The organism is Candidatus Flexicrinis affinis (assembly GCA_016716525.1).
GTDB classification, from domain to species: Bacteria; Chloroflexota; Anaerolineae; order Aggregatilineales; family Phototrophicaceae; genus Flexicrinis; species Flexicrinis affinis.
On record JADJWE010000004.1, the window covers coordinates 57,787 to 80,472 of the forward strand.

Annotated in this window: 22 protein-coding genes; 3 read left to right on the forward strand and 19 right to left on the reverse strand. The window is 59.6% G+C overall.

Going from position 1 to position 22,686, the window contains the following annotated elements; translation table 11 throughout:
• Positions 1-70: 70 nt before the first annotated feature.
• From IPM16_12695 to IPM16_12725, 7 genes are all read right to left on the reverse strand, one after another.
• Positions 71-892, reverse strand: coding sequence for an MBL fold metallo-hydrolase (locus IPM16_12695; GenBank protein MBK9123955.1), 822 nt, complete (start codon positions 890-892; stop codon positions 71-73).
• A gap of 5 nt (positions 893-897) precedes the next feature.
• Positions 898-2,145: a saccharopine dehydrogenase NADP-binding domain-containing protein gene (locus IPM16_12700; protein MBK9123956.1), complete on the reverse strand. Its 1,248-nt coding sequence runs from the start codon at positions 2,143-2,145 to the stop codon at positions 898-900.
• Between the two features lie 50 nt (positions 2,146-2,195).
• Entirely contained in the window at positions 2,196-3,608 is a 1,413-nt protein-coding gene (locus IPM16_12705; protein ID MBK9123957.1) for a cobalamin-dependent protein, read from the reverse strand.
• A gap of 325 nt (positions 3,609-3,933) precedes the next feature.
• A complete protein-coding gene (locus tag IPM16_12710; protein MBK9123958.1) occupies positions 3,934-4,797 on the reverse strand; it encodes a sulfurtransferase in 864 nt (287 codons plus the stop codon).
• An 11-nt stretch (positions 4,798-4,808) separates the two neighbouring features.
• Positions 4,809-5,213: a sulfurtransferase gene (locus tag IPM16_12715; GenBank protein MBK9123959.1), complete on the reverse strand. Its 405-nt coding sequence runs from the start codon at positions 5,211-5,213 to the stop codon at positions 4,809-4,811.
• A gap of 60 nt (positions 5,214-5,273) precedes the next feature.
• Positions 5,274-6,089 (reverse strand): class I SAM-dependent methyltransferase, encoded by an 816-nt coding sequence (locus IPM16_12720; GenBank protein MBK9123960.1) that lies wholly within the window; start codon positions 6,087-6,089, stop codon positions 5,274-5,276.
• 635 nt (positions 6,090-6,724) lie between these two features.
• Complete coding sequence (locus tag IPM16_12725) at positions 6,725-6,985, reverse strand: hypothetical protein (protein MBK9123961.1); 261 nt, start codon at positions 6,983-6,985, stop codon at positions 6,725-6,727.
• Between the two features lie 161 nt (positions 6,986-7,146).
• On the opposite strand from IPM16_12725, the gene IPM16_12730 reads away from it, so the two are divergent.
• A complete protein-coding gene (locus IPM16_12730; GenBank protein ID MBK9123962.1) occupies positions 7,147-7,482 on the forward strand; it encodes an isoamylase early set domain-containing protein in 336 nt (111 codons plus the stop codon).
• Positions 7,483-7,590: 108 nt separating this feature from the next.
• Positions 7,591-10,227 carry a glucosidase gene (locus IPM16_12735; GenBank protein MBK9123963.1) on the forward strand — a complete coding sequence of 879 codons (2,637 nt, stop codon included), beginning with the start codon at positions 7,591-7,593 and terminating at the stop codon, positions 10,225-10,227.
• Here the strand turns inward: IPM16_12735 and IPM16_12740 are convergent.
• The 7 genes from IPM16_12740 to IPM16_12770 form a co-directional block, all read right to left on the reverse strand.
• On the reverse strand, positions 10,221-10,838 hold the full coding sequence (locus IPM16_12740; GenBank protein ID MBK9123964.1) for a DUF1684 domain-containing protein: 618 nt from the start codon (positions 10,836-10,838) through the stop codon (positions 10,221-10,223). The genes IPM16_12735 and IPM16_12740 overlap by 7 nt on opposite strands.
• A 64-nt stretch (positions 10,839-10,902) precedes the next feature.
• On the reverse strand, positions 10,903-12,330 hold the full coding sequence (locus IPM16_12745; protein ID MBK9123965.1) for a mercuric reductase: 1,428 nt from the start codon (positions 12,328-12,330) through the stop codon (positions 10,903-10,905).
• Positions 12,331-12,407: 77 nt separating this feature from the next.
• Positions 12,408-13,097, reverse strand: a complete 690-nt coding sequence (locus IPM16_12750) for a Crp/Fnr family transcriptional regulator (protein ID MBK9123966.1) — start codon at positions 13,095-13,097, stop codon at positions 12,408-12,410.
• Between the two features lie 91 nt (positions 13,098-13,188).
• Positions 13,189-13,650, reverse strand: a complete 462-nt coding sequence (locus IPM16_12755; protein MBK9123967.1) for a hypothetical protein — start codon at positions 13,648-13,650, stop codon at positions 13,189-13,191.
• Positions 13,651-13,688: 38 nt separating this feature from the next.
• Positions 13,689-14,102, reverse strand: a complete 414-nt coding sequence (locus IPM16_12760) for a hypothetical protein (GenBank protein MBK9123968.1) — start codon at positions 14,100-14,102, stop codon at positions 13,689-13,691.
• Between the two features lie 2 nt (positions 14,103-14,104).
• Entirely contained in the window at positions 14,105-14,536 is a 432-nt protein-coding gene (locus IPM16_12765) for a sulfite exporter TauE/SafE family protein (GenBank protein MBK9123969.1), read from the reverse strand.
• Positions 14,533-14,961 (reverse strand): sulfite exporter TauE/SafE family protein, encoded by a 429-nt coding sequence (locus IPM16_12770; GenBank protein ID MBK9123970.1) that lies wholly within the window; start codon positions 14,959-14,961, stop codon positions 14,533-14,535. The genes IPM16_12765 and IPM16_12770 overlap by 4 nt, the downstream gene beginning before the upstream one ends.
• A 354-nt stretch (positions 14,962-15,315) precedes the next feature.
• Between IPM16_12770 and IPM16_12775 the strand changes: the two genes are divergently transcribed.
• On the forward strand, positions 15,316-16,053 hold the full coding sequence (locus tag IPM16_12775) for an NAD(P)H-hydrate epimerase (protein ID MBK9123971.1): 738 nt from the start codon (positions 15,316-15,318) through the stop codon (positions 16,051-16,053).
• A 371-nt stretch (positions 16,054-16,424) separates the two neighbouring features.
• Here the strand turns inward: IPM16_12775 and IPM16_12780 are convergent, their stop codons facing one another.
• The 5 genes from IPM16_12780 to IPM16_12800 form a co-directional block, all read right to left on the reverse strand.
• Entirely contained in the window at positions 16,425-17,525 is a 1,101-nt protein-coding gene (locus tag IPM16_12780) for a DnaD domain protein (GenBank protein MBK9123972.1), read from the reverse strand.
• A gap of 372 nt (positions 17,526-17,897) precedes the next feature.
• Positions 17,898-19,091 carry a ParB N-terminal domain-containing protein gene (locus IPM16_12785; GenBank protein ID MBK9123973.1) on the reverse strand — a complete coding sequence of 398 codons (1,194 nt, stop codon included), beginning with the start codon at positions 19,089-19,091 and terminating at the stop codon, positions 17,898-17,900.
• Positions 19,088-19,912, reverse strand: a complete 825-nt coding sequence (locus IPM16_12790) for a ParA family protein (protein MBK9123974.1) — start codon at positions 19,910-19,912, stop codon at positions 19,088-19,090. Before IPM16_12790 ends, IPM16_12785 begins: the two co-directional genes overlap by 4 nt.
• A gap of 546 nt (positions 19,913-20,458) precedes the next feature.
• Positions 20,459-21,280 (reverse strand): MerR family transcriptional regulator, encoded by an 822-nt coding sequence (locus IPM16_12795; GenBank protein ID MBK9123975.1) that lies wholly within the window; start codon positions 21,278-21,280, stop codon positions 20,459-20,461.
• A 790-nt stretch (positions 21,281-22,070) separates the two neighbouring features.
• Positions 22,071-22,601, reverse strand: coding sequence for a dihydrofolate reductase family protein (locus IPM16_12800; protein MBK9123976.1), 531 nt, complete (start codon positions 22,599-22,601; stop codon positions 22,071-22,073).
• Positions 22,602-22,686 lie beyond the last annotated feature (85 nt).

The following is a 22,686-nucleotide window of genomic DNA, read 5'->3' on the forward strand; positions in this document are numbered from 1 at the left end:
CGCCAGCATGGCATGAGACCGTCGTTTTCGCCAGCACCCCGCCGTCCGTAACTTGGCATTCTAGCACGCGTCATACAGGCGAGTCGGTCAATACGCCGACCCGTACCAACGGGCTGAACGTCTTTGCTGGAAACCGATTCGACAACTGCCGTGCATAGTCTTCGAGATCGATAAACGGCAGATGGAACAGGTCTCGCCACGGGCGATGCGCTTCATAGATGTAGACGTCCTTGGGGTCCAACATCTCAACCCACTGTGGTATGGCTTCGGCATCGTCCGGTTCAACCGCGAACAGCAGCACATCCGCCGGCAGTTTCTTAGCGACCTGCTTGACCTCTTCCGCGTGAGTCAGCCGATGCACGCCTTCCGAGTAGTTCAGTACCGTCGTGCCGTCCGGGTAAGCGATGTGAAAACCAAGCTGAGGCGCATTCATCGGTAGGCTCAGTCCGAGGGTGCCAATGCGGAACAGGTCGACTGGGTGGGTCAGAAGCTGAAAGATGTACTCCATCTTTTCACGCAGGCCCGGCGGCAACAGTGGCATGTGGACCCACCGGAAGGTCGATACGGTAACACCGGCGACCGTCACGCTGTCAGCGTCATCGACCCGGTGCACATTGTCCGGCGGCAGAATTCCGTTCCGGTTGATGTGGCGGATGACCTCGGCCGACGAGATCAGGTGCACACCCGGCAAATGCGGGCGCGAATCGGGGGACTCGAGAAACGCTTGCAGCGAACCCGCGTGTTCGGGGTGGCCGTGAGTGAGACAGAACAGCTTTGGCATCCCACCGTCTAGAGCGGTCCAATGCACATCATCACCGTACAGGTCGAAGCCGATGACCACGCCTCCGTGTTGGAGCGTAATTGCCGACCAACCGAAATACTGTATCTGCATTGTCACTATCCTTTTCTCGTGCTGCCGTCATCTGGCACTGCCATCGGCTGTTTGTACAAGCCCGCAGAGTCCGATTCCTCCCAGCGCTCGGTGACCGCGATCCCGCGCCGACGCACCTCGTCTACGAATTGTGTTGCTGAAATCGCCGTCTCAAGTGGCTGGACACCAGCGTCTACTTCTCCGCGGGCGATAAACTGCGCCATGATTGCCGCATGCCAGCCCGTCAGGCGTTCCATCGCCGTGAAGTCCGTCACTTCGTCATAGCGGTCGATCAGCTCGACGATCACCGACACGCGCCGACCCTCAACGCCACCGGTTCCTTGCGCCCGCATCAGACAAATGTCCTTGAAACGGCCGTTCTCGAGCTGCGGCCCAAGTAACGAGTGATACAACTGGCGCGGAGACACGGAACACCCGGCCGCGATTGTCAGCGGCTCTTCGTTGAACAGGCCGAGATCCTTGAACGCCTTGAACTGGCGGTAGTGTCCAGGATAACGAAGGGTCTTGTTCTCGTAGAATTCCAAGATCCCTTCGAACGTATACGGTACGGTGGAGGTTCCACCGGACGTGACGAACGCCTCGAATTCACCGTGTCCGTCGAGTGTGAGCGTCTCCGGTTCGGTCAGCGCGTCGACTTTGGTCACCGCGCCATTGCGCAAAACCAGCGCCTGACCATCGTACTCGTTGGTCAGCCCGTTGATGTGAAACGAACAGCTGTAGCCCCATGGCGGGGTCGGTTCCTGCGGAAGACCGCCGTCCCAGAGCTGCACGCCGAACGGGCGAATCCTCCGCGCAAGCAGTTGCTCGATGGCATAGACCCCGAGCGTGTTGTTCAGGCCCGGACCCATACCACAATCGGGAACAACCGAGATTCCCGCCTCACGCACTTCTTCGCGCATTCCCCACTGGGCAAGGACGGTTTCGGTGTGGCCGCCAAGGTCTACCATGGAGGTTCGTGATGCGATTGCCGCGCGCGTGCAGTCGAGGATCAGGCTGAACGGCGTGGCGCATAGGAAGACGTCAATCGGTTCAAGTGCCTTGACCAAAGCCTCCCCATCGCGCGCATCGAGCGCGCCGGACCCGACTGACGGGTGGCCGGTCAATCGTGACACGCGGCCAGCGACGTCCGCCGCTCGCTCTGGATTCGCGTCGAGCACCAGCACGTCGGCCGCGTCTCCATGGACGGCCATGTCGTAAGCCGCTGCAGCCCCTTGCCGTCCCGCGCCAACTACGGCGTAGCGAAAACTCCCCACAGCAAATCATCCTTCCATACGAGAAAGCCGTTAACGAATACGTTCATGCGTCACGGCTCGGCAGCCGACAAGGGAAGGTTGTGAGCATCCCTATGCGTGCGATACATCATCGACGCCACGCGAATCGCGCCAAAGACCAGTCTCGGAATATGCGGCTTGAAAAGATATCTCGGACGGTAGAGCTTGAGCCGCCATATCGCCCGCAGTACGATGCGGAAGTAGTATTTCTGGATCAACCGATACATCTTGGCTGGAGGAAGGTTTGTAGTCGGAAGTACGAAGTGAGCCAGATCGTAGACTTCACGATTATGCGTTGTGATCTGGGCCTTCACTTCCTCGTGGAATCCGGTTCCGGGCAGCGGCGTAAGCGGCGTAAGCTCGGTCAGCGCGATATTGGGGTGACGCCGCGCATAGGCGTCGATTCGCCGGAAGTCCTCTTCGGTGTAGTCCGGCATGATCAAGAAGCCTGCGCTCAACACGATGCCGTTACGGGCTAGGATTTCGATCGCCGTCTCGTTGATCTGGACGCTGGTTCTCTTATTGACCTGATTGATGCGCGAATCGTCGATGGCCTCGAGCCCGGTCATCACCATGACCAGTCCGATACTTGCCCACTTGGCGAAAATATCCGGATTGTTCACGACGCAATCGGCGCGCGTATAGGCAAAGTAGCGTTTGCGGATCCCCGCCGCCTTGATCAGTTCGTAAAGACGCTCCATGCGCTTGACATCTATGAAGCTGTGATCATCACAGAACATGATGAAATCCTCTTTGATCGTCTTGAGGTCCTCAACGATCAGTTCGGGCGAGCGCGCGATGAAGTGACGCCGGGTGAAGTGCTGGCAGGAACAGAAGTTGCACGGGAAAGTGCATCCCAGCGAGGTCTGAATTGAGGCGACAGAGTTTTCGAACAGATAGAAATAGCGCGCGCGGTACTTCTGAGTGAGGGTACGATCGGGCTGGGGCATGTGATCGAGACTGGTGGGCAGCGGACGGGGATCGGTCAGATAGAATTCGCCCGCACGTCGCAGCGCAAGCCCGCGGATATCGTCGAAGTCGACCTCCCGCTTCTCGTCCCAACGCGCAACCAGCTCACGGAATGCCGATACGCCTTCACCAATCACGACGACATCAATAAAAGGCGCGTCGAATTCGTGGGGGCAAAGGGTCGCATGATGCCCGCCGACGATGGTCAGCGTGTTTGGGTTGGATTCCTTCGCCGTCCTTAGGACACGTCTGGATGTGTAGGTCTGCACAACCTGTGCGCTGACCCCGACGATGTCTGGTCGATAGCGCTGAAGTGTGCCTTCCAAGTCGGTATCGAGCTCCATGTCGAGGAGTTCGACGTCGTGACCCGGGACAGACGCCCCGATGATTTCCAGTCCCAATGGCTCGATCTTTGCCAGGTGCTTCAGGCCAACAGTGAGGCTTCCACTGGGTGGGTTAACCAAGAGGATCTTCATGGGTCACGTCGCTCGTTGAAGCCGCGCAATAGAAATGCAGCAATGCGAGAAATCTCGCCAATTACATCTCTACTGTGTCGCGAACGCGCCCGATAAGATGTGACTCACGTCACACCGTCACGTCAGGTGTTAACGTTCACCTGTGCCGCAGATGCGGCGCTTTGGGACAGTGCCCCCTGCCGGCGGGACAGGAAGGCCACTTTTCACGCTGCGATATCACTCTTCGAGCGTTTCAAGTTGTCCAAGTGTTTGTGGGGCAGTTGGATCGATTTCATCGCTTCCTCCTGCCCTCACTCTACATCCCTTACCATTTACGTGGGCGTACCTAGGTCGCCACGCGTTCCACCGGAACGCCAATAAGGTTCCCCCATTCCGCCCATGAACCGTCGTACTCGCGTACATCGGGATACCCGAGCAGATACTTCAGGACAAACCACATATGTGTCGATAGCCCTCCGCGAACGCAGTAGGTGATGACGGATTTGTCAGGCGAAATACCGTGACCTTCGAACAAAGCACGCAGTTCATCGGAAGATCTGAAGGTTCCATCCGCGTGTGTTGTGGGTAAGGCCCAACGGCGGAACTGTCCGTTATCCATTTCCATCTTCGCAGGAACGTTCACTGCACCGGGGATATGCCCGCCCACGGTCCCGCCCATCGCATCGTCGCCGGCATACATTGACGTGGTCCGGGTATCTATCAGCACGCGGTCGGAACGTCCGACACTTTCCTGTACATACTCGCGGTGCGCCCGCAGTGTCAAATCGGGCGCTGAAGCTTGGTAGGCCGTGGCCCGGTTTTCGGGAATATCCGTGGTCAGGGGTCGGTTCTCGCTCGCCCACTTCTCCCGATTGCCGTCCAGCAAACACACGTGTCGGTGGCCGTAGATCTCGAGCAGCCACAACGCCATTGCCGCGAGCAGATTGCTGGAGCCATCGTAGATAACGACCGTCGTGTCTCTGGCGATCCCGGCGCGTGACATCTGCGTTTCCAGTTCCGTCTTGGACAGAATGTCGCGGCTGCCCGCCCGCAGCACGTTGCTTCCCCACGCCCAGAAGACCGCTCCCGGGACGTGACCGGAGTCGTACGCTTGGGAATTGAAGCCGACCTCGATAAAACGCACGTCGGGGTGACTCAGATGATCTGCTGCCCATTGGGTACTGACAAGCATTTCCGGATGCGCGTACATGGCTACCTCTCTTATGAGCTGGCAGCGGGCGCGGTTGGGAAGCCCGCTTCCATCCACGCTTGAACCCCACCGTTCAGGATCGAGACGTTCGTGAAACCCAGGTCGTGGAGCAACTTGCCCCCCAGCGCGCCCAACGGGCCGAGAATACAGGTTGTTATGATGGGTCTGGACCGATCGTTCAGCGCCGGGTCGCGCCAGTCCTCCGGGACCTCGTTATCGGCTTTGTAGGTCAGGCTCCCGAGCGAGATGTTCAGCGCGCCCGGGATAGTGCCTGTTGCGGCAATCTCGGCCGCGTCACGCACGTCGATAACGAGGGTGTTAGGTTCGTTTGCTAGGCGTTGCCGAGCCTCTGTAGGGCTGATGGCAGGCACGTGAGCCAGCGCCTCAGCGACCATGAGACCAAATGTCGTTGCCATTTCATCCTTCCTTTAGCTAAAAGTGTGCGAGAACGCTTGGGAGAGGCTGCTTATACTTCCCTAGACATTCATATCCACGACGTGTTTGGTGACCGACATCGCAATCGCTTCGATAGGATGAATCAGCACCCCGCTGGTGACATACGAGCGCAAATCGGCGGTCACGCTGTCCATCAAGCGGGTATACGTCGCCCAGTCGATGGCCGCCTGAAGCAAGGCGCCGTAACCGTGAACGAGGCTTTCAACGGACGGAAAGTACGCTTGTGCGTTCAGTTCATAGACATGGGCGTCGGTGAAACCTGCAGCAGCGGCCAAGGCGCGCACCTTCTCGCGGTCTCCCAGTACGAACGATCCCCGAATACCTTCGCGTGCGTCCGCGCTGAAGTGATGTCCGAATCCTTCGGCAACGGCGTGGAAACCCGGGTTGCGTTCGATCGCACCCCAGACCAGTGCCAACAGTTGCCCGCCCGGCGCAAGAACACGATACATTTCCTTGAGGGCGCCAACCCGGTCCGGAAAGAACATCAGGGCAAAGTGGCACGTCACTATGTCGAATGAACCATCCTGGAATGGTAGTTGGGAGACGTCTCCCAACTGCCAATCGATACCGGTGAAGGACCACTTCCTCCGTGCAACCTCCAGCATCTCCGGGCTGATGTCGTATCCGACAATGCGGGATTCCTTGCCCAGACGGTGGGCAAACTCAATTGTGACAGCACCGGTCCCGCAGGCCATATCGAGTATTCGATGGCCCTGACGGGGTGAAAGCTGATTAACCACCTTGTGCGCCCAGACGTTCATCACGGCGGGCACGAAGATATGCTCGTATATCTCTGGCAAGTTGCCGATCGCATTCCACTTCACTGTGTCGCTCATGGCACGAATCTCGTTATGGGCACTGCTTCGCAATCGTCAGCCGAAGCAATCGAACGATGTTCGTTTCACAAGAATGTCAGTGGTGGCAGTTTCGATATCGCGCGTACTGCAACGCGCGGCGCGCTATTTGAATGGGGGAAGTAGAGCGGCCTTCCGCGGTGAGTCGACCGCGGTTCGGCCAGACAGAGGTGCCCGACGATGCTCTCGTAACGAGGAGGCTACGACAGCGACGAATTCCGGCGTGCTAGGCGAGCAGCGAACGAGTAAAAGCGCGTGAAACACAAACTCGATTGGATTTCGCGTCCCTGAGTATCTCCCTTCCGTCAACAACGCTTGTCACACCGATTCAATCGTATACAACTCACGCGCGCGGAGTTGTGACTCATGTCACATCCTGCGAAATCCATTATCGGCGAATCGCCAACATCATTGCTAGGGGACCGCTCGATTATTGCACAAAATGTGTCTGCAAGTCCGATACGGGTCCTGCATCTTCCCATCTCCAGCCTCGCCGCCGGACTCTCGGCGGTCTCCTGGGTCGTGATTGCGGGGCGAGGCATGGCTTATCGCTCAGGCTGATCCGCCGCACTTGCCGCCCTAGACTCCGATCTTCATTGGTAGCAATGACGGGATGGCTACGCCAGTTCGGCCCGGACGATCTTCGTCCCGGCCAGCATCGCCTTGAGTTTTTCGCGGGCAACCCAGCGCGCCGTCATGCTGAAGCCGCAATCCGCGCTGATCCAGACGTTCTTCGGATCGTTGAACTTGAGGACATCGCGGATACGCTCGGCGACGATCTCCGGCTTCGCGACCGCGCCGGCCTTGACGTCGATCACGCCTGCCGCGAGGTACTGATCGGCCCGTGCGTGTTTGGCGAACAGATCGGTCTGCCACATGCCGCGATTGGCGAACTCGAGATGGATGATGTCGGCGTGCAGGTCCAGGCTGACGCCGCACGCTGGCGCACAGTGTCGGCAAGTCGACAGACCCGATCGCCAGTGGATGGCAGTATTGTGTCATCGCCAGCGTGCGTCTATACGGTCGACCAGAGGACATCATGCTCAGCAAGGCATACACCGCAGACGGAACATCGTGCATCGTTACGTTCACCCTTCCGCCCGATGTCAACGCGGATACCGCGTGTCTTGCTGGCGACTTCAATGACTGGGACGAGACCGTATGCGTCATGACGTGCAAACCGGACGGGAGCTTTGAGACATCACTCACACTGGACTGCGATCGGGCGTATCGTTTCCGATACGTGCTGGATGGCGAACGATGGGAGAACGACTGGCAGGCGGATCGCTATGCCCCGAACGTCTACGGCGAAGACGACTCGATCGTTGAGATCCGCGCGGTCTCGGCCGCAGACGAGCATCAACCACCCGCTTAGCATCCGAAAGACGCGTGATGATGACAGCGTTTCGTACCCGCAGTCAGCATCACGCATTTACCTATACAATCTGTGCACAACCGAACGAACGATGTGAAGGTACGCGCCATGTCTAATGGTTCTGCTGCAGAGTCCGCCCGACTGTCCGACGCACACCATGGCAGAGCCCGATGGATGCAGTGGGGACCATACGTTAGCGATCGTGCGTGGGGAACTGTACGCGAGGATTACAGCCCCGACGGGACGGCTTGGTCCCACCTGCCGCACGATCATGCGCGCAGCAAGGCATACCGCTGGGGCGAAGACGGGATCGGCGGGATCAGTGATGACCGCCAATACCTATGCTTCGCACTGGCGCTATGGAACGGACGGGACCCGATCCTCAAGGAAAGGCTGTTCGGTCTTGGCGGCGGTGAGGGTAATCACGGCGAGGACGTCAAGGAGTACTACTTCTACCTCGATGGTACGCCAACCCACAGTTACATGAAGATGCTTTACAAGTATCCTCATGCAGAATTCCCGTATACTCAGCTCGTCGAGGAGAACCGCCGGCGAGGCCTGAATGCGTTTGAATTCGAGCTGCTGGATACGGGTGTTTTCGATGAAAACGCATATTTCGATGTCACCGTAGAGTATGCAAAGCATTCACCCAGCGACATTCTGATTCGAATTTCGGCTGTCAATCGCGGCAGCGATCGCGCGTCATTGATGCTGCTGCCAACGCTCTGGTTCCGAAACACATGGTCTTGGGGATATGACACAGGGCCCATGAAGGATGTCCCGGGCAAGCCGAGCCTCACGGCTAGCGAGATGTCGACGATTCGCGCCGACCATCCCGTCCTCGGCCCAATGTACCTCTACGCAGACGGCCTTCCTGAGCTCATCTTCACAGAGAACGAAACTAACGCCCAACGCCTTTACGGGCTCGACAACCCGACTCCGCACGTCAAAGACAGCTTTCATCGCTATGTGATCGATGGCGATCTTTCCGCCATCAACCCGGATCGGACGGGAACCAAGGCTGCCGCTCGCTATGCGCTGGCGATCGGCGCTGGCGAGACGGCAACGCTCCAACTTCGGTTAACATCGACGGCGCTTGATCATCCATTTGAGGCGTTCGGCCAAGTGTTTCGTGACCGAATCGCGGAAGCGAACGCGTTTTATGACGCCCTGCACCGCCCCACGTTGTCGACAGACGCGCGCCAGATCCAACGCCAAGCGCTGGCCGGCATGCTGTGGAACAAACAGCTCTACTATTACGACGTCGAGCAGTGGTTGGCCGGCGATCCGATCGCCGAGCCGCCTCAGCAGCGCAAGTCAGGCCGAAGCAGTCAGTGGACTCATCTCAACAATTTCGACATCTTGTCGATGCCGGACAAGTGGGAGTACCCGTGGTATGCCGGGTGGGACCTGGCCTTCCACTGTATTCCGCTCGCCATGGTCGACGCCGAGTTCGCCAAGGCACAAATCCTGCTGCTAACGCGCGAATGGTACATGCATCCCAACGGACAGTTGCCAGCATACGAATGGGCATTTGGCGACGTCAACCCACCCGTGCACGCCTGGGCCGCGCTGCACATCTATCGCCTGGATGGACGGCGCGACACGGTCTTCCTGAAGCGAGTCTTCAACAAGATGCTGCTCAACTTCACGTGGTGGGTGAATCGCAAAGATGCTGAGGGGCGCAACATCTTTCAAGGCGGCTTCTTGGGGCTGGACAACATCAGCTTGTTCGACCGGAGCAGCGCACTTCCGCTGGGCGGCCATATCGATCAGAGCGATGGTACCGCGTGGATGGGCTTCTACTGCCTGGAGATGATGAAGATCGCCCTCGAACTGGCGAAGTCCGACCCGCCATATGAAGACATGGCGATCAAGTTCTATGAGCACTTCCTGTGGATCGCTCTGGCTATCGGGGGTGATACTCGCGACGGCGTAGGGTTGTGGGATGCCGAAGACGGCTTCTACTACGATGTCCTCAAGATCCCCGGCCACCGGCCACAGCCCTTGCGCGTGCGCTCTCTGGTCGGGCTGATGCCCCTCATCGCAGTGGAGACCGTCAGCCAGAAGACGCTCGATCGGTTTCCTGCGTTCGCGACCAGCATCCGCTGGTTGTGCGAGCATCGACCAGACCTAGCCCGCAACCTTGCCAGCACGGAAAGGCTTGGCAAGGAAAGCACACACCTCTTTGCGATGGTCAGCGAAGATCAACTGCGCCGCGTTCTGAGTATCCTGCTCGACGAACGCGAGTTCCTGTCGCCATATGGCATCCGTTCGCTGTCAAAATCCCACGATACCCCATACGAAATGGAAACCGGCGGCCAACGCTTCAGTATCCGCTACGAGCCAGCAGAGTCGTCCAGCAATCTCTTCGGAGGCAATTCCAACTGGCGCGGTCCGATCTGGTTTCCGATCAATTACCTGCTGATCGAAGCCCTTCGCAAGCACGCGCGATTCTACGGAGACGGGTTCAAGTTGGAATGCCCTACGGGCAGCGGCGTGTACCTGACATTGGACCAGATTGCAGACGATCTCGGCCGGCGCCTCGTCGCGATTTTCCTTCGCAACGACCACGACGTGCGCCCTGTCTACGGCGGCCAGCAGCGTTTCCAGACCGACCCGCACTGGCGCGACAGTATCCTGTTCCATGAGTATTTCCATGGCGAAAACGGGGCCGGACTCGGCGCGAGCCACCAAACAGGCTGGACCGGCCTCGTGGCCACACTCCTGAGCCAATGCTACTGATCGGCTTGGCCGGGCCAACGCTGCTCGCCGGCCGCGACTGGAACAGACAGACGGTTTCCGGCGGGGGCGAGCGGGCATATCCAGCGCGGGCTGTACGCGCAGGATGGATTGTAGGCAAAATTGAAGTCCAGCACGGCGCTTGCCTCTGAAAAACCGGGGTCTGCGCCTTTGATGGAGTCGATCAGGTAGCGTCCGCCGCCATACGTGGTCGCTCCTTTGGTCGCGTCAGCGAACGGCAAGAACAGGCCGCCCCCATAACCGGTGATCCAGTACAAGTCGAACTGACAGGGCGCGTTGCCCAGCACAAACTTCACCCGGCCGATCCGCATGCACCGAAAGCCACCGTCGTCGCCGAGGTCGTATTCGATCTCGACCGGCTCCACATCGTGCGACATGACGCCCCGCACACGATAGGCGGGATCATAGTCATAATAGGCGAGCCCGTCGAAACCAGCGCGTGCGGCGGCGTCGAGCGGGGACTGAGGGTGGTCGCGCAGCAGGCTGTCGCGTACGCGCCGAAAGTGGGACCACGCGGTGTACGGGTCGTCGGTCTGGCGGATCGTGGCATACAGATCGGCGATCTGTCGGCGGTAGTCGAGTAGTTCGAACATGGCGCCCGCTTTCGTGGGTTGAGTCAAATCCGGCGCGGGTGTCAAGCCCGCGCCGGACATGCGGCTATTGCAACGGATGCAGCTCGCTGAGGATCGTGGGCAGGAATTCGGCGACGGTCGGATGCACGGGGAGCGCCTCCATCATGACCCGGTAGTGCGTGCCGGTCGCCATGAAGTAGCTGATCGCCTGAATGACTTCGTCGCCGTGGAGACCGAGCACTGCAGCCCCAAGGAACTCGCCGCTGTCGGCGTCGACAAGCAGCTTGATCAGCCCGTCGGTCTCCGATTGCTCGATCGCGCGACCGATATGACTCATCGGTTTGGTGGCGATCAGGACGTTGCGGCCCGATTCGCGCGCTTCTTTTTCCGACATGCCAACCCGGCCAAGCGGTGGATCGGTGAAAAGGGCGTAGGCCATCGTCCGATCCGTCCACTTGCGATCGCGCCCGTAGAACAGATTGTCTCGTACGATCTCGTAGTCCTGATACGAGGTGTGGGTGAACGCGCCTTTCCCATTGACGTCGCCCAGCGCGTATATGCCCGGGGCCGTCGTTTCGAGATAGGGATTCACGTCGATGTACCCGGCCGCGCCCGTGCGAATGCCGACGGACTCAAGGTTGAGGTTATCCGAGTTCGGCGTGCGGCCGACGGCGTTCAACCAATGGGTCCCGATAATTGCGACGTCCTTGCCCTTGTTGCCGTCGTGGACAAACAGGCGCACCCGACCGTTTTCGGCCGGTTCAACGCGCTGCAGCTTGCTCTGCGTGTGCACCACAATCCCTTCACGGGTGAACACCCGATGAATCTCCGCTTTGATATCGTCATCCTCGCGGTTGATCAGACATTCTGCCGTTTCGATGATCGTGACTTGACTGCCGAGGCGGCGGAAGGCCTGAGCCATCTCCAGACCAATGTAGCTCCCGCCGAGGATCACGAGATGTTCGGGCAAACGATCCAGACGCAGCAGCTTTTCGCTGTCCAACCACTCGACGCGCTCAATCCCATCGACAGCGGGGATACGAGCGCGGGTTCCTGTGTTAATGAACACCTGCGGCGCCGCGATCACGGCGTCCCCGACCCGCACGACGTAGCGATTGTCCGCCTTGCCCTCGAAGCGCGCATACGCGTGATACACATCCATCCCGTCCATGCCGCGCAGCCAGCTCTCAGTCCCGTGGCTGGTGCTTTCGATGATCCCTACAACACGTTCCCGGACTTTGGACCAATCCACCGTGAACGGCCCGACATCGACGCCGAAATCGGCGCCGCGCCGCGCATAGTGCGCCACGCGGGCACTGGCGATCAGGGTCTTGGTCGGGCGACAACCGTAATTGACGCAGGATCCGCCGAACCGATAACCCTCGGCGATGGCGACGGACTTGCCCTGCTTCACAAGCTGGTTCCCAAGTGATGGGCCAGCCTGCCCGGTCCCGATTACGATGGCATCGTACAACTTCACAACGCTTACTCCTTGTGTGTATGTTCGTTTCAGCAGTTCGATTATTATGCCGGCCCACTGAGCGTGAACCGATTGTCGCCTCAAGCACCCCCTGTGGGTATTCGAGCCGATTACTCGAGGATTTCCACCCCAGACTCTTCGAGGGAGGACAGTACTGCCTTCCGGTTCACGGTGATGATTCGACCGGATCCACCGAGTATGCCTTCACGTCGCAAGTCGTTGATGATCTCGCTGACCGTCGTCCGGTTGAGGCCCGTCATGTTGGCGAGATCCTCCTGCGTGAGCGTCTCGTGGAGCGTGAACCAGTCCTCAAACTCGCAGCAGTACCGGCGCGCGAGCGTGAGCAGCGTGCCAAGCAGGCGCTCGCGCGCGCTCATGCCCATCAACGCCTGCATCCGGGCGACGGTCTGCCGATGCTCGTTGGCCTGCCGCCGGATGAAGTTCAGTGCGATACGTGGAAACCGATGCAGGATCGCCAGAAAATCCGTCTCTCGCAGGCGACACACTGTAACCGCGCTGAGGGACTGCGCCGATCCGATCCGCGACCGGAAGCGACCGAGAAACAGGTCTCCAAACGTGTCGCCCTTCTGCAGAATGCCGAGGACTTTCTCTTCACCGTTCAAGTTGATGTAGGCTAGTTTCACGACACCGTCCTGCACCAGGTACAAACTGTCCGCGTCATCACCGGTCTCAAAGATGTAGGCATTCTTGCGGTAGCGCTCAACCGGCATGAGGGACATCAGCTCGGACTGCTGTATGTCGTCAAGACCCTCGAACAAATCGATCCCGCGCAGACTCAAGCTGGGTCCATTGCATCCTCTCAAAGTACAGGCAAAGTCCGCGGCGGTGTGGCCGAGCCGCCGCGGACTTTGCAAACGACGTGAGTTGTGCTCAGCCAACGAGAACCTGATAGGCTAAGGCGAACACAATGCCGAACACCACGTGCCCGAGCAACCCGCCCATGAAGCCCATGGCCCCGCCGAAGTTCATCATGAAGAAGCCGGGGGCCTGAACGCGTCCAGACTTGATGCCTGCGTGCATGGCTGGCATCATGCCGACCATCGTTCCAGCGACAATCCAATGCACCGTGCCGAAGAGAGCCCCAAGCGGCAGCGGGTTCGCGCCGACCACGAGGTTGAACAGCACCGCATAGACAACCCCGAATACTGCGCCCATCATGAAGTGCATCGCCAGCCCCATCAACCGGCTTCCGGGGGCGCCGAACATACTGCCCAGCAGTCCGGGCATATCCATCTTGGGCAGGCCCATCATGGGCGCTGCCGCCATCAGGGCTGTCATCGCAACCGTCGCGATTACACCGCCAAACAGTGCGACCACTACGTTGATCTCCATCGTTCAGTCCTCAGTCACATTTGACGTTACGTGACAGTCTATGCTTCCTTGGCGGCAGCGTCTGTCGGAATTCCGACAGTCGAATGTCGGGAATCGGTTTGGACAGACCCGGTACCGTTGTCGGCGTCGCGCGACCGCGACCAAAGCGTCCAGCCATACAGCAGCATCGTGAGCAACTGTTGGCGATCCGGCTGAACAACGGTTCGGCCCCATTCGCGTAGTTTGGCCCGAAGATCAATGGTTGAGGGTTCAGTGAGGTGGGTACCATCCGGAAAGAGCAGCGTAGGCACGCTCTCGCAGCCGTCATTGATGACCTTTACTTGGTCGCGTGCGGCCGGATTCGACCGGATGTCGATGTACTCGTACTCCACCTTGGAGGCTTCGAGTACGGCGCGGATGACAGGGACAATTGGGCACGAGGAATGTCCGAATACGATCAATGTGTCTGGCATGGCTATCCTCCACACACGACTTGCACTAACAAGACAAGACCAATACCCACGAACAGCAGACCAAGGCCGCGTTCGAGGGCTCGCTGCGGAATGTGACTGGCGATGGCGGGTCCGATTTGGCCACCAATCACCACGCCGGGAATTGTGAACAGCACGAGACTCCCCACGGCCCCTAACGCCTCAGGGCTACTCTGCGCTAAACGGACGATGTGCCCGCCCGAGGCCGCCATGGCGGTCACCGCGACGACGAATACACTTGTCGCGACGGCTACACGCGCCGGGATCCGTGCGCGTTTGAGGAGGAAGAAGCTGTTCATCTCGCCGAGGCCGGTGGCGACCATTCCCATGAACAGCGCTCCCAAACCCGACCACAGCCGTCCTTCTAGTCTGTCTGGCGGCTGAAACGCGATAAGCTCTCCACTGCTCGTGGTCAAGACGCGCGCGCCGTCCACGTCAACTGGGAGGTATTCCGCTTCGATGGGCTGATCGTGTACGGTAACGCTCCGCACGAAATAGACGCCAGCGCCGCCAGCCCGAGACCGAGCGCCGCCCGCAGATACTCGGGGGCGACGACTGCTGTGAGTGCCGTCCCGGCGAGGGCTGCAGGAATGGTGGCCGAGAGCAGCGTCAAGCCGAGCCGAAAATCGATCAACCGCTTCTTCGAATACGCATAAAGGCCGCTGGCGAAGCCGAACACCTCCGTGATCAGGCCCGTGCCGATTGCCACCTCCGGCGGCAAGCCGAGCAGCAGGAGAAAAATCGGCGTGAAGAACGTCGCACCCTCGATGCCGGACGCCATCGCCGTTGTTGCGACACCGATCGACACCGGCAGCATGAACCAGTACTCAAGGCTAATCACGGCAATCCTCTGTGCGGCGAATTCACTTCTCCCCGGTTGTACCGTGCTTATTCGTGCATGTCTGTCGGATTGCCGACATTCAAACGACATTGCGCTGGATATACTCAACATGCATTCAGAATGGGAGCTGAAACGGCATAGACATCATTCTCACCTCTACGATCACCTGTCGGTGTGCGGACTATCCACCACCGAAACCATGCCGGAAGACACGTGCCAGTTCCTGTTTCAGTGCCCGCATTGCGACAGCGTACTCCGGCCATTAGCGGGCGACTGTTGTGTATTCTGTTCGCACGGCACTGAAGTCTGCCCGTCTAAACAGCGCGAGCTTGCTCAACAGGACGCTGATTCCCAATGATTCCACTGGCACGCACAACAATCCCGGCAGTGACCGCCGCGCAGATGCGCGAAGTCGACCGCCTCATGATCGAGGCCTACCACATTGATCTGATCCAGATGATGGAACACGCCGGGCGCAACTTGGCGCGCGTCGCACGCGAACGGTTCCTGAGTGGCAATCCGCTGGGCAAACGCGTTGTCGTGCTGGTGGGAAAAGGGGGAAATGGCGGTGGAGCGCTGGTCGCCGGCCGCTGGCTCGCCAACGCGGGCGCGGATGTCGTCGCGGTGATCGCGGCCGACCGGGATAAGTTCGCCCCGGTGCCTGCCCACCAGCTTCTAATTCTCGAGCGCATTGGCGTACCGATTCTGACGTTGGATGCCCCCGAGCTTTCGGTCCCTGCGAGTCTCATTGTGGATGGCGTGCTCGGCTACAGCCTTGCGGGTGCGCCCCGTGGCAGGGCGGCGGACATGATCCGCTGGGCGAACGCGGCAGGTAGTCCGATTCTCGCTCTCGACGTCCCGTCAGGGCTAGACGCGACGACCGGCGAAGTAGAAGACCCGACCATCCACGCCAATGCGACGCTGACGCTGGCGCTTCCGAAATCGGGGCTGCTGGCCGATTCGGCACGTTCCGTTGTCGGCACGCTGTACGTCGCGAACATCAGCGTTCCGCCGGCGCTGTATGCCGAACCGTCGCTTGGTATTCACATCGGACCGGTGTTCGCGCAGAGCGATGTCGTCCAGCTGTGGTGAGACGGCCGAACGCCGACAACGTTGGCATTGAGGACGACCTCAGCACGACCTGCTCAGAATGCCGCATCGGCCACGCGAGACATCACCCTGACTGGTAGCATAGACGGCGTCTTGCACACTAGGTAAGCAAGCCCCCTGCGCAAGGGCAGTGCCACTGTTGGAGCTTCTCTCGAGATGCATAAGTCAATCGGACGGACAAAGCTCGATGCTTGATTGCAAGCTATACGGTCCTGCCAAACCTGATCTCGTGCGCTTGAGGATCCTCTACTCCCCGTGAGCACACAATGGGAGCAAGAGCCCATCTTTGCTCCCCGTCAAAGGCGGAGTCTAGGGAGGCCGATGCGCTGTACCGTAGTGCGCCCGCGATTCGCCTAACAACCTGCCGCCCCCAGCCCCCGCTCAACCATCGTCACCGCGACCGATCCCTCGCTGCCAAGAACTTCGCGACTCGCGAAGGCCACGAGATGCCGCTGCGTGTTCGTGAGCACCGAATACGTGCGCGGATCCGCGACCTCGATCGTCAGTACGCCGTCCTCGAGACTGACTGCCGTCGCCATCCGGCTCAGTCGCCCGAGCTGTGGCAGTCGATCGCAGATCGCCCGCCACGCGACCGCCGCCGGATCCGACCTAACCGGCGCTGCGCCAGCATCGCGGGCGAGACTCGGCGGCGGCCAGACGAGGTCCGCTGCCGTGTCGACAGTCTCGTATTGCGGGACAGGAATCGGTTCGATCTTCAGGGACATGATCTTTCGTTCGCCGGCGCGACCGGTCTGCTTCCACGCCCGCAGGATCCGGCGCACATAGGCGAGGCTGCGCTTCTCGTAGATGACCGCCTCCTGGATCGCGTCGCGGACCCATCCGGAACCGCAGTCTTTGACCAAGTCCGTGATGACCTGCATGGCCATCGCGGTGAGCGCGCCGATGTTTTCCTGATAGTCATTCAGCACCGATTGAAGCTCCGGATCGGCAGCGGCGGATGCAGGCGCGGGCTCGCGCGCGTTCTGGATCTCTTGAGTCTTATTACTCTGAGTCTGATTCTTTGATTCTGATTCGGGTCCAAAATCTGCACCACCGTGGTTCAGAATTTGCACCACCGGTAGTGCGGGATTTGTACCACCGTGGTCCAAACCGCGCACCACGGGTGGTACAGGATGTGCACCACGTGGTGCAAAGATTTGACTTCCCTCGCCGCAGATCGAGTAGCGGTTGCTGGTCAGATCACCCTGACCGCTCGGCTGCGCCTGCTTGCACAGATAGCCGAGATCGATGAGCGCCTTCACGGCACTGATCGCCGAGGTGCGACTGGTGCTGGCGTCGCGAGCAATTGTGGCGTAGCTTGGGAATGCGGATGCGGTATCGCTGCCGAAGCGGCGTGCGATGACCGCATAGATGCGCAGCTGGACGGCGGTCAGCCGCGGATCGAGCAGGACGGCATCGGGGATGCGCGTGAACGGAATAGCGGTCGCACTCATGACGCACTGCCTATCGGGGCGGCGTTCTCAGATCGATTGTGGCAAGGCTTCGTTTCGTGATTCGTCCTGCTCGGCACGATCGGGCGGGCACGTGGCGTACAGGCGTGGGGCAGTACAGGATCGGGAAGCATGAGGTCCCTCCAGCAGCAGGCAATGTGGAATAGAGGCCGCGTCGAAAAACGCAGCGCGAATTCGGATGTCAGTTGCAGGAGGGCGGGGGCTGTGCTACAGTGTGATTGTCGATGTCACATCTGTAGCACAGTGTTTCCCTGCCCACCTGCCTTCCTGCATGTGGGCCTTTTGTTTGTTCAGGGCGGATCGCGTACTCGTTTCACGTCGTCATCTCCAAAAGGTTCGGGTGCCCGAACCTTTTTACTTCGCCGCCAGCTGAGCCAAGACCTCAGATAGCACTCGCTGTAAGGCCTGCAAACGTGCATACGCGATGTCTGCGTCGCCTTCCTGTCTGATCAATGCTTTCGCGATGTCTGCAGGCGACAGCGACGCGACTGTCTGCGTCATCCTGGCCACTTTCATCGCTGCGGCCGGCGGTCTGTCGACCATGCTGATGTTGTCTTCTTCCATCTCGCTTCCTTCACAAAGTTCCTTGACTTGTTTGCTTGAAAGGCCCAAGTCGACGATCTGCCGAACCACTTCTGCGTGATACTCCACCGGAAGGGGAAGCACATACCGAAGCTTGTACTGCTCAATGCCGTGACGGTCGGCAAGTTCAAGCGCCTCATCCGATAGTCGAAGCAATGCCTTGAGTTCGCTGAAGTACGTCTTCTTCATGCCGCCCATCGCGCTGAGGATCGCTTCGGTGTATTCGCGCTTGCCGCGTAGATCGAGGTCGAGCGCCTGTCGGTAGAAGTCGTTGGTGACGGCGCCGTCCGGGATGTCGTAGCCGTGCACCGTGAGCAGCAGGAGGGCAGCCTGTCGGGCCATCGCCACTGCCGACAACCCGCTGCGCGCCGTGTTCTCCCGTGCTTGCCGGAACACCGATGACCTCTCGGTCGGGATCACGATGCATGGGATCATGCCGTCTCCGGTGTAGTTCGGGATGAAGTCGCGCAGCAGCCATGACGCCCAGTAACGTCGTTCGCCAGTCTCGATCCGGAACTGCTGCACGACGCCGCGGGACACATCGACCACAGTCAACGGGTTGACCTGTCCGTCGTCACGGATCGTGACCGCGAGGTTGACCAGATCGTGCAATAGCTGCTCTTCCGGCGACAGCTGAACGTCAGGAGCGTCAGGGGCGTCGTCATCGGGATTTGGCAGCAGTTCGAGCACGTTGCTGAACGGACGTCCGCGCTGCCGCGCCGAGACTTGTACGAGCTGGACCAGTCCGCGCAGGGCTTGCGTCGGCGTCATCCGGCCGGCGTGGAAGTCGAAGTGCAGATGCTCGGGCAGCACCCGCCGTGGCTGAATGGGATCCGGTCGCACCATCTCGAGCAGCAATCGCTCGACGCGAAGGCCCGAATCGGTGAACTGCGGTTGTCCGCCCGCCAGCATGTCGGCGGTAACGCTGTCAAGGAGTTCGTCAATGCGATGGTTCTGTCGTTTCATGCCGCACCGCCTGCCATGATCTGCATGAGCCGGACGATGACACTCATGTACGCTTTGCTGGCTGGAGCGTTCGGATCGTAGGTGAAGATGCTCTGGTGGCACTGATGCGCGTACGAGACCGCCTCGTTGACCGGCACGACGCCAAGCAGCAGCGGCCCGAGCACATTGTGCGCCTTGAGCTCGTCAAGCAGATACCGATGTCCGCGCACCCGCGTGTTCATCTTGGTGACGAGGATGCCGCTGACGCGCAGGTTCGGTTGACGCCAGCCATCGCGGATCTCGTTGATCTTGCCGATTACGCTCATCAGCCCGACCGTTTCGAGGTAGCGCGGCTCGACCGGCACGATCGCGTCGGTGGCAGCGATCAACGCCATCTCGGTCATGAGCGAAAACGACGGCCGTGTGTCGATCACGACGGCGGCGTAGTGCTGCGCGACCTGGTTGAGCGGATCGGCGAGGCGGTACGGTGCGCCGGCCAGCCCGTTCAGTTCGCGCTCGGCGCCTTCCAGCATCGACGAGGCCGGCAGGACGTGCAGATTCTCGTCCCACGTCGAGGGCACGATCGACCGCAGAAGCGTCTGTGCCGCGTTCTGCCGATCGGCCATCAGGACGGTGTACAGGCTGTTGTGCGCGCCGTAATCCTTCGAACCGGTGGTGACGAGCGTGGCGTGCGCCTGACTATCCGTGTCAATCAGCAGCACGCGCGGGTTGGCAGCGCCGGTGTGTCGTAGCATCGAGACGATGCCATACGCAGCATTGGTGGATGATGTCGTCTTAGACGTGCCACCCTTGTGGTTGGTAAATACGAAAACGCGAGTCATGTGCCATACCTCTCGAACCCAACATCCTGTCGATTTCGCTGCGGCTGGCGAGTGCTTATCGGACCTGTGGTAGAGTGGCATCCGGAAGCCTTGCTGACGCGAGCAGCGAGCTTCAAGGCGGGCGGGGGAGGGGCATCTCCTCCGCTCACCGCTAAAGCCGATTTTCGTTAGGGCAGACAGGAGAGTGGTTGTTGACGCTTATAGTAGGCAATTGAGGCGAGGAATTGAGCAAGGCTCAGACGCGTGTTGCGCTCGGACTGACTCCAGGCTGTGGAGACAGAGTGGACGTGACTCGAACATTGTTCGGGGGAAACGCCGGAGAACAACTCTCCGGCGTTTTTTGTTGCCTTTCGCCCACGCTTCACCGTTTTCTCAATGCGCGGTTTCTCACGGGCAGATAGCCCATAATCATCTTGCTTTCCGGACGTGCCATGTGGGTTGTCTCCTGGAATCAAAAAGCATCTGCGCTTTGCAGCTACAGATGCTTTGCGGTCAGTTACCGAAGGGATGGTTCAGCGTAACAACAGCGTGTTCGTCAGCTTCGCTTCACCCCGTCGGCTGCACCGGATACTGCACCTCAGTCGTCGAGTCGCTGTAATCGTCGGGATTGTGTTTGATGTATACCTCACGGTACGCGCCAACGATCTGATAGCGGTTCGCCTCGATCCATTGCAGGATTGCCGTGTGAAGTTGGGTGAAGTCTTCGAAGTTCCCGTGATGTACCGCCGATGCGACCTGTGTTTCCGGCAGTTTGTACACCTGAATGCGCTCCGTGCCGGTTGATGCGCAGTTGACGGGGACTGCGGCTTCTGCGACTTCATCGGTGATCACCTCAGCCGCCTGATGCCAAACCGCAAAGTGCGGACCCGTGATGGTGCATTTTGCGTCTTTGATGTAAGACGCCACTTCCATGAAAGCAGGATTGAGATATTCAGGAACCTGATCATTGGTCGGGATCGTGACCCGACGTGATACCACGGTCATCGCCGGAACGGTCTTGAGAACCACATCGTAAGGGGACATGCTTTCCTCCAGTTCGATCTGTTTGAGACGCGCGGCTATTCGCGCCAACCGTGCCTGCTCCTCATTCACAAGCTGCTCTGTCTCGGCATGTTTCAGCATGAGCATTCCTTTCAGCTGATCGAGCGATAAGCGGTCATTCAGCACGTGCCCGATCTGCTCGAGTGAAAAGCCCAAATCCTTGAGTGCCAGAATACGATTGAGACGTGGCAGTTGTGCAACCGAGTAGTAACGGTAGCCCGAAGCACGATCGATGCTGCTCGGCTTCAGCAGGCCGATGTCGTCGTAGTGACGCAGCGTGACGACCGATACCTGCCCTAGCCGTGCAAAGTCGCCGATTCTGATCATGATGGTGTATCTCCGCGCGAAGATGATGACAGCTTACAGTCTCAGGTAACCTGAAAGTCAAGCACCAAACGCCGATTCACGGCAATTGGATCACGCCCTGCTCCCGTCCGCCTGCGATCAGTCGAGTCCACGCATCGACGTCGAGATCGAAGGTGAGCAGGTCGATCCGGCCGGCCAGCACGCGCGGACTGTATCCCTGCCCAGCCAGTGACTTGCAGTCCGAATTCGCTCTTGGATGTGGAAACCGGACGATCCGGCCAGAATCAGTGCCGGGATGTTTCCTATCACCCTTTTGGCTACGTAAGTGCTGTCCGCGTATCGAACCAGATCAGTAATCGAGCCACATCCGTCTCATGCCAATACTCGACTCGCGCTGGTATCGAGTTCAGGGCTGCCTCCCACGACTGATGGTTGCAGGTGGCGGCAGACACGATCGCACTGTCCCGCGCCAGCGCCTGCCGGACAACGTGAGGAACCAAACCTAGAGACACTTTCAGACCGGATGAGCCATGTCACTGAAGGAGATTCCTCATGGCTGAGAACGAGAAAAGAGTGCCGTGCGAGCAAGTGGTCCGTGCCATTCGCCGTTAGAACCGGCGCAAATTCAGCGCGGACGAGAAGATCCGCATCGTGTTGGACGGGTTGCGCGGCGAGGGCAGTATCACGGATCTGTGCCGCCGCGAAGGCATCCATTCCAATCAGTACTACACCTGGAGCAAGGAATTCCTCGAAGCGGCGAAACGGCGCGCTGTTTTCGCTACCGACACCGCCCGTACCTCCAAGGATGAGATCAAGCACGGACGTAGGCTAGCCGGAGTACATCGTCGTCCATCTGGTCATAACTCAGGAGGCGAAGCGGCGGGCGGGGGCCGGCGAAATACGGTGTGCCGCTGCCAAGCACGACGGGGTGCAGGTAGATGCGATACTCGTCGATCAGGCCCAATTCGGTGAGGCTCTGCGCCAACTGTGGCCCAGCGACTTCGATCTCGCCGGTGTGCTCGGCCTTCAACGTGCGGACCACGCTCGCCAGATCACCGCCGACAATCGTGGCGTTGGGGCCAACCGACTTCAACGAGCGCGACACGACCCATTTCGGATGGCTCCGCCACGCCGCCGCAAAGGCATGTTCGTCTGCATCCCATTCCGCGCGATCTTCGTCCCAATATGACATGAGCTCATAGAGGGTGCGGCCGTACAGACTGCCCGCCTGTCCCTTCGCCTGTTCGATGAAATGGCGAAACAGCTTCGGGCTTGGCCCGAACGCCGTGTGGTCTACGTAGCCGTCAAGAGACTGATTCATACCGAACACGATCTTCGCCATGCCTGCGTCCTTTTCGAAACCGCGCACCTGCGAGATCCTCAGTGTACGACGCGTCGGCAGCAAGCGCAAAACGCTTCGCTTCGCG

Bases quoted from the DNA above. Each gene is read 5' to 3' on its own strand.
- IPM16_12790 (MBK9123974.1), bottom strand. From the start codon at position 19,912: ATGACTCGCGTTTTCGTATTTACCAACCACAAGGGTGGCACGTCTAAG.
- IPM16_12800 (MBK9123976.1), bottom strand. From the start codon at position 22,601: ATGGCGAAGATCGTGTTCGGTATGAATCAGTCTCTTGACGGCTACGTA.
- IPM16_12695 (MBK9123955.1), bottom strand. From the start codon at position 892: ATGCAGATACAGTATTTCGGTTGGTCGGCAATTACGCTCCAACACGGA.
- IPM16_12740 (MBK9123964.1), bottom strand. From the start codon at position 10,838: ATGTTCGAACTACTCGACTACCGCCGACAGATCGCCGATCTGTATGCC.
- IPM16_12720 (MBK9123960.1), bottom strand. From the start codon at position 6,089: ATGAGCGACACAGTGAAGTGGAATGCGATCGGCAACTTGCCAGAGATA.
- IPM16_12755 (MBK9123967.1), bottom strand. From the start codon at position 13,650: ATGGAGATCAACGTAGTGGTCGCACTGTTTGGCGGTGTAATCGCGACG.
- IPM16_12780 (MBK9123972.1), bottom strand. From the start codon at position 17,525: ATGAGTGCGACCGCTATTCCGTTCACGCGCATCCCCGATGCCGTCCTG.
- IPM16_12795 (MBK9123975.1), bottom strand. From the start codon at position 21,280: ATGATCAGAATCGGCGACTTTGCACGGCTAGGGCAGGTATCGGTCGTC.
- IPM16_12760 (MBK9123968.1), bottom strand. From the start codon at position 14,102: ATGCCAGACACATTGATCGTATTCGGACATTCCTCGTGCCCAATTGTC.
- IPM16_12735 (MBK9123963.1), top strand. From the start codon at position 7,591: ATGTCTAATGGTTCTGCTGCAGAGTCCGCCCGACTGTCCGACGCACAC.
- IPM16_12785 (MBK9123973.1), bottom strand. From the start codon at position 19,091: ATGAAACGACAGAACCATCGCATTGACGAACTCCTTGACAGCGTTACC.
- IPM16_12705 (MBK9123957.1), bottom strand. From the start codon at position 3,608: ATGAAGATCCTCTTGGTTAACCCACCCAGTGGAAGCCTCACTGTTGGC.
- IPM16_12725 (MBK9123961.1), bottom strand. From the start codon at position 6,985: ATGTGGCAGACCGATCTGTTCGCCAAACACGCACGGGCCGATCAGTAC.
- IPM16_12775 (MBK9123971.1), top strand. From the start codon at position 15,316: ATGATTCCACTGGCACGCACAACAATCCCGGCAGTGACCGCCGCGCAG.
- IPM16_12730 (MBK9123962.1), top strand. From the start codon at position 7,147: ATGCTCAGCAAGGCATACACCGCAGACGGAACATCGTGCATCGTTACG.
- IPM16_12710 (MBK9123958.1), bottom strand. From the start codon at position 4,797: ATGTACGCGCATCCGGAAATGCTTGTCAGTACCCAATGGGCAGCAGAT.
- IPM16_12715 (MBK9123959.1), bottom strand. From the start codon at position 5,213: ATGGCAACGACATTTGGTCTCATGGTCGCTGAGGCGCTGGCTCACGTG.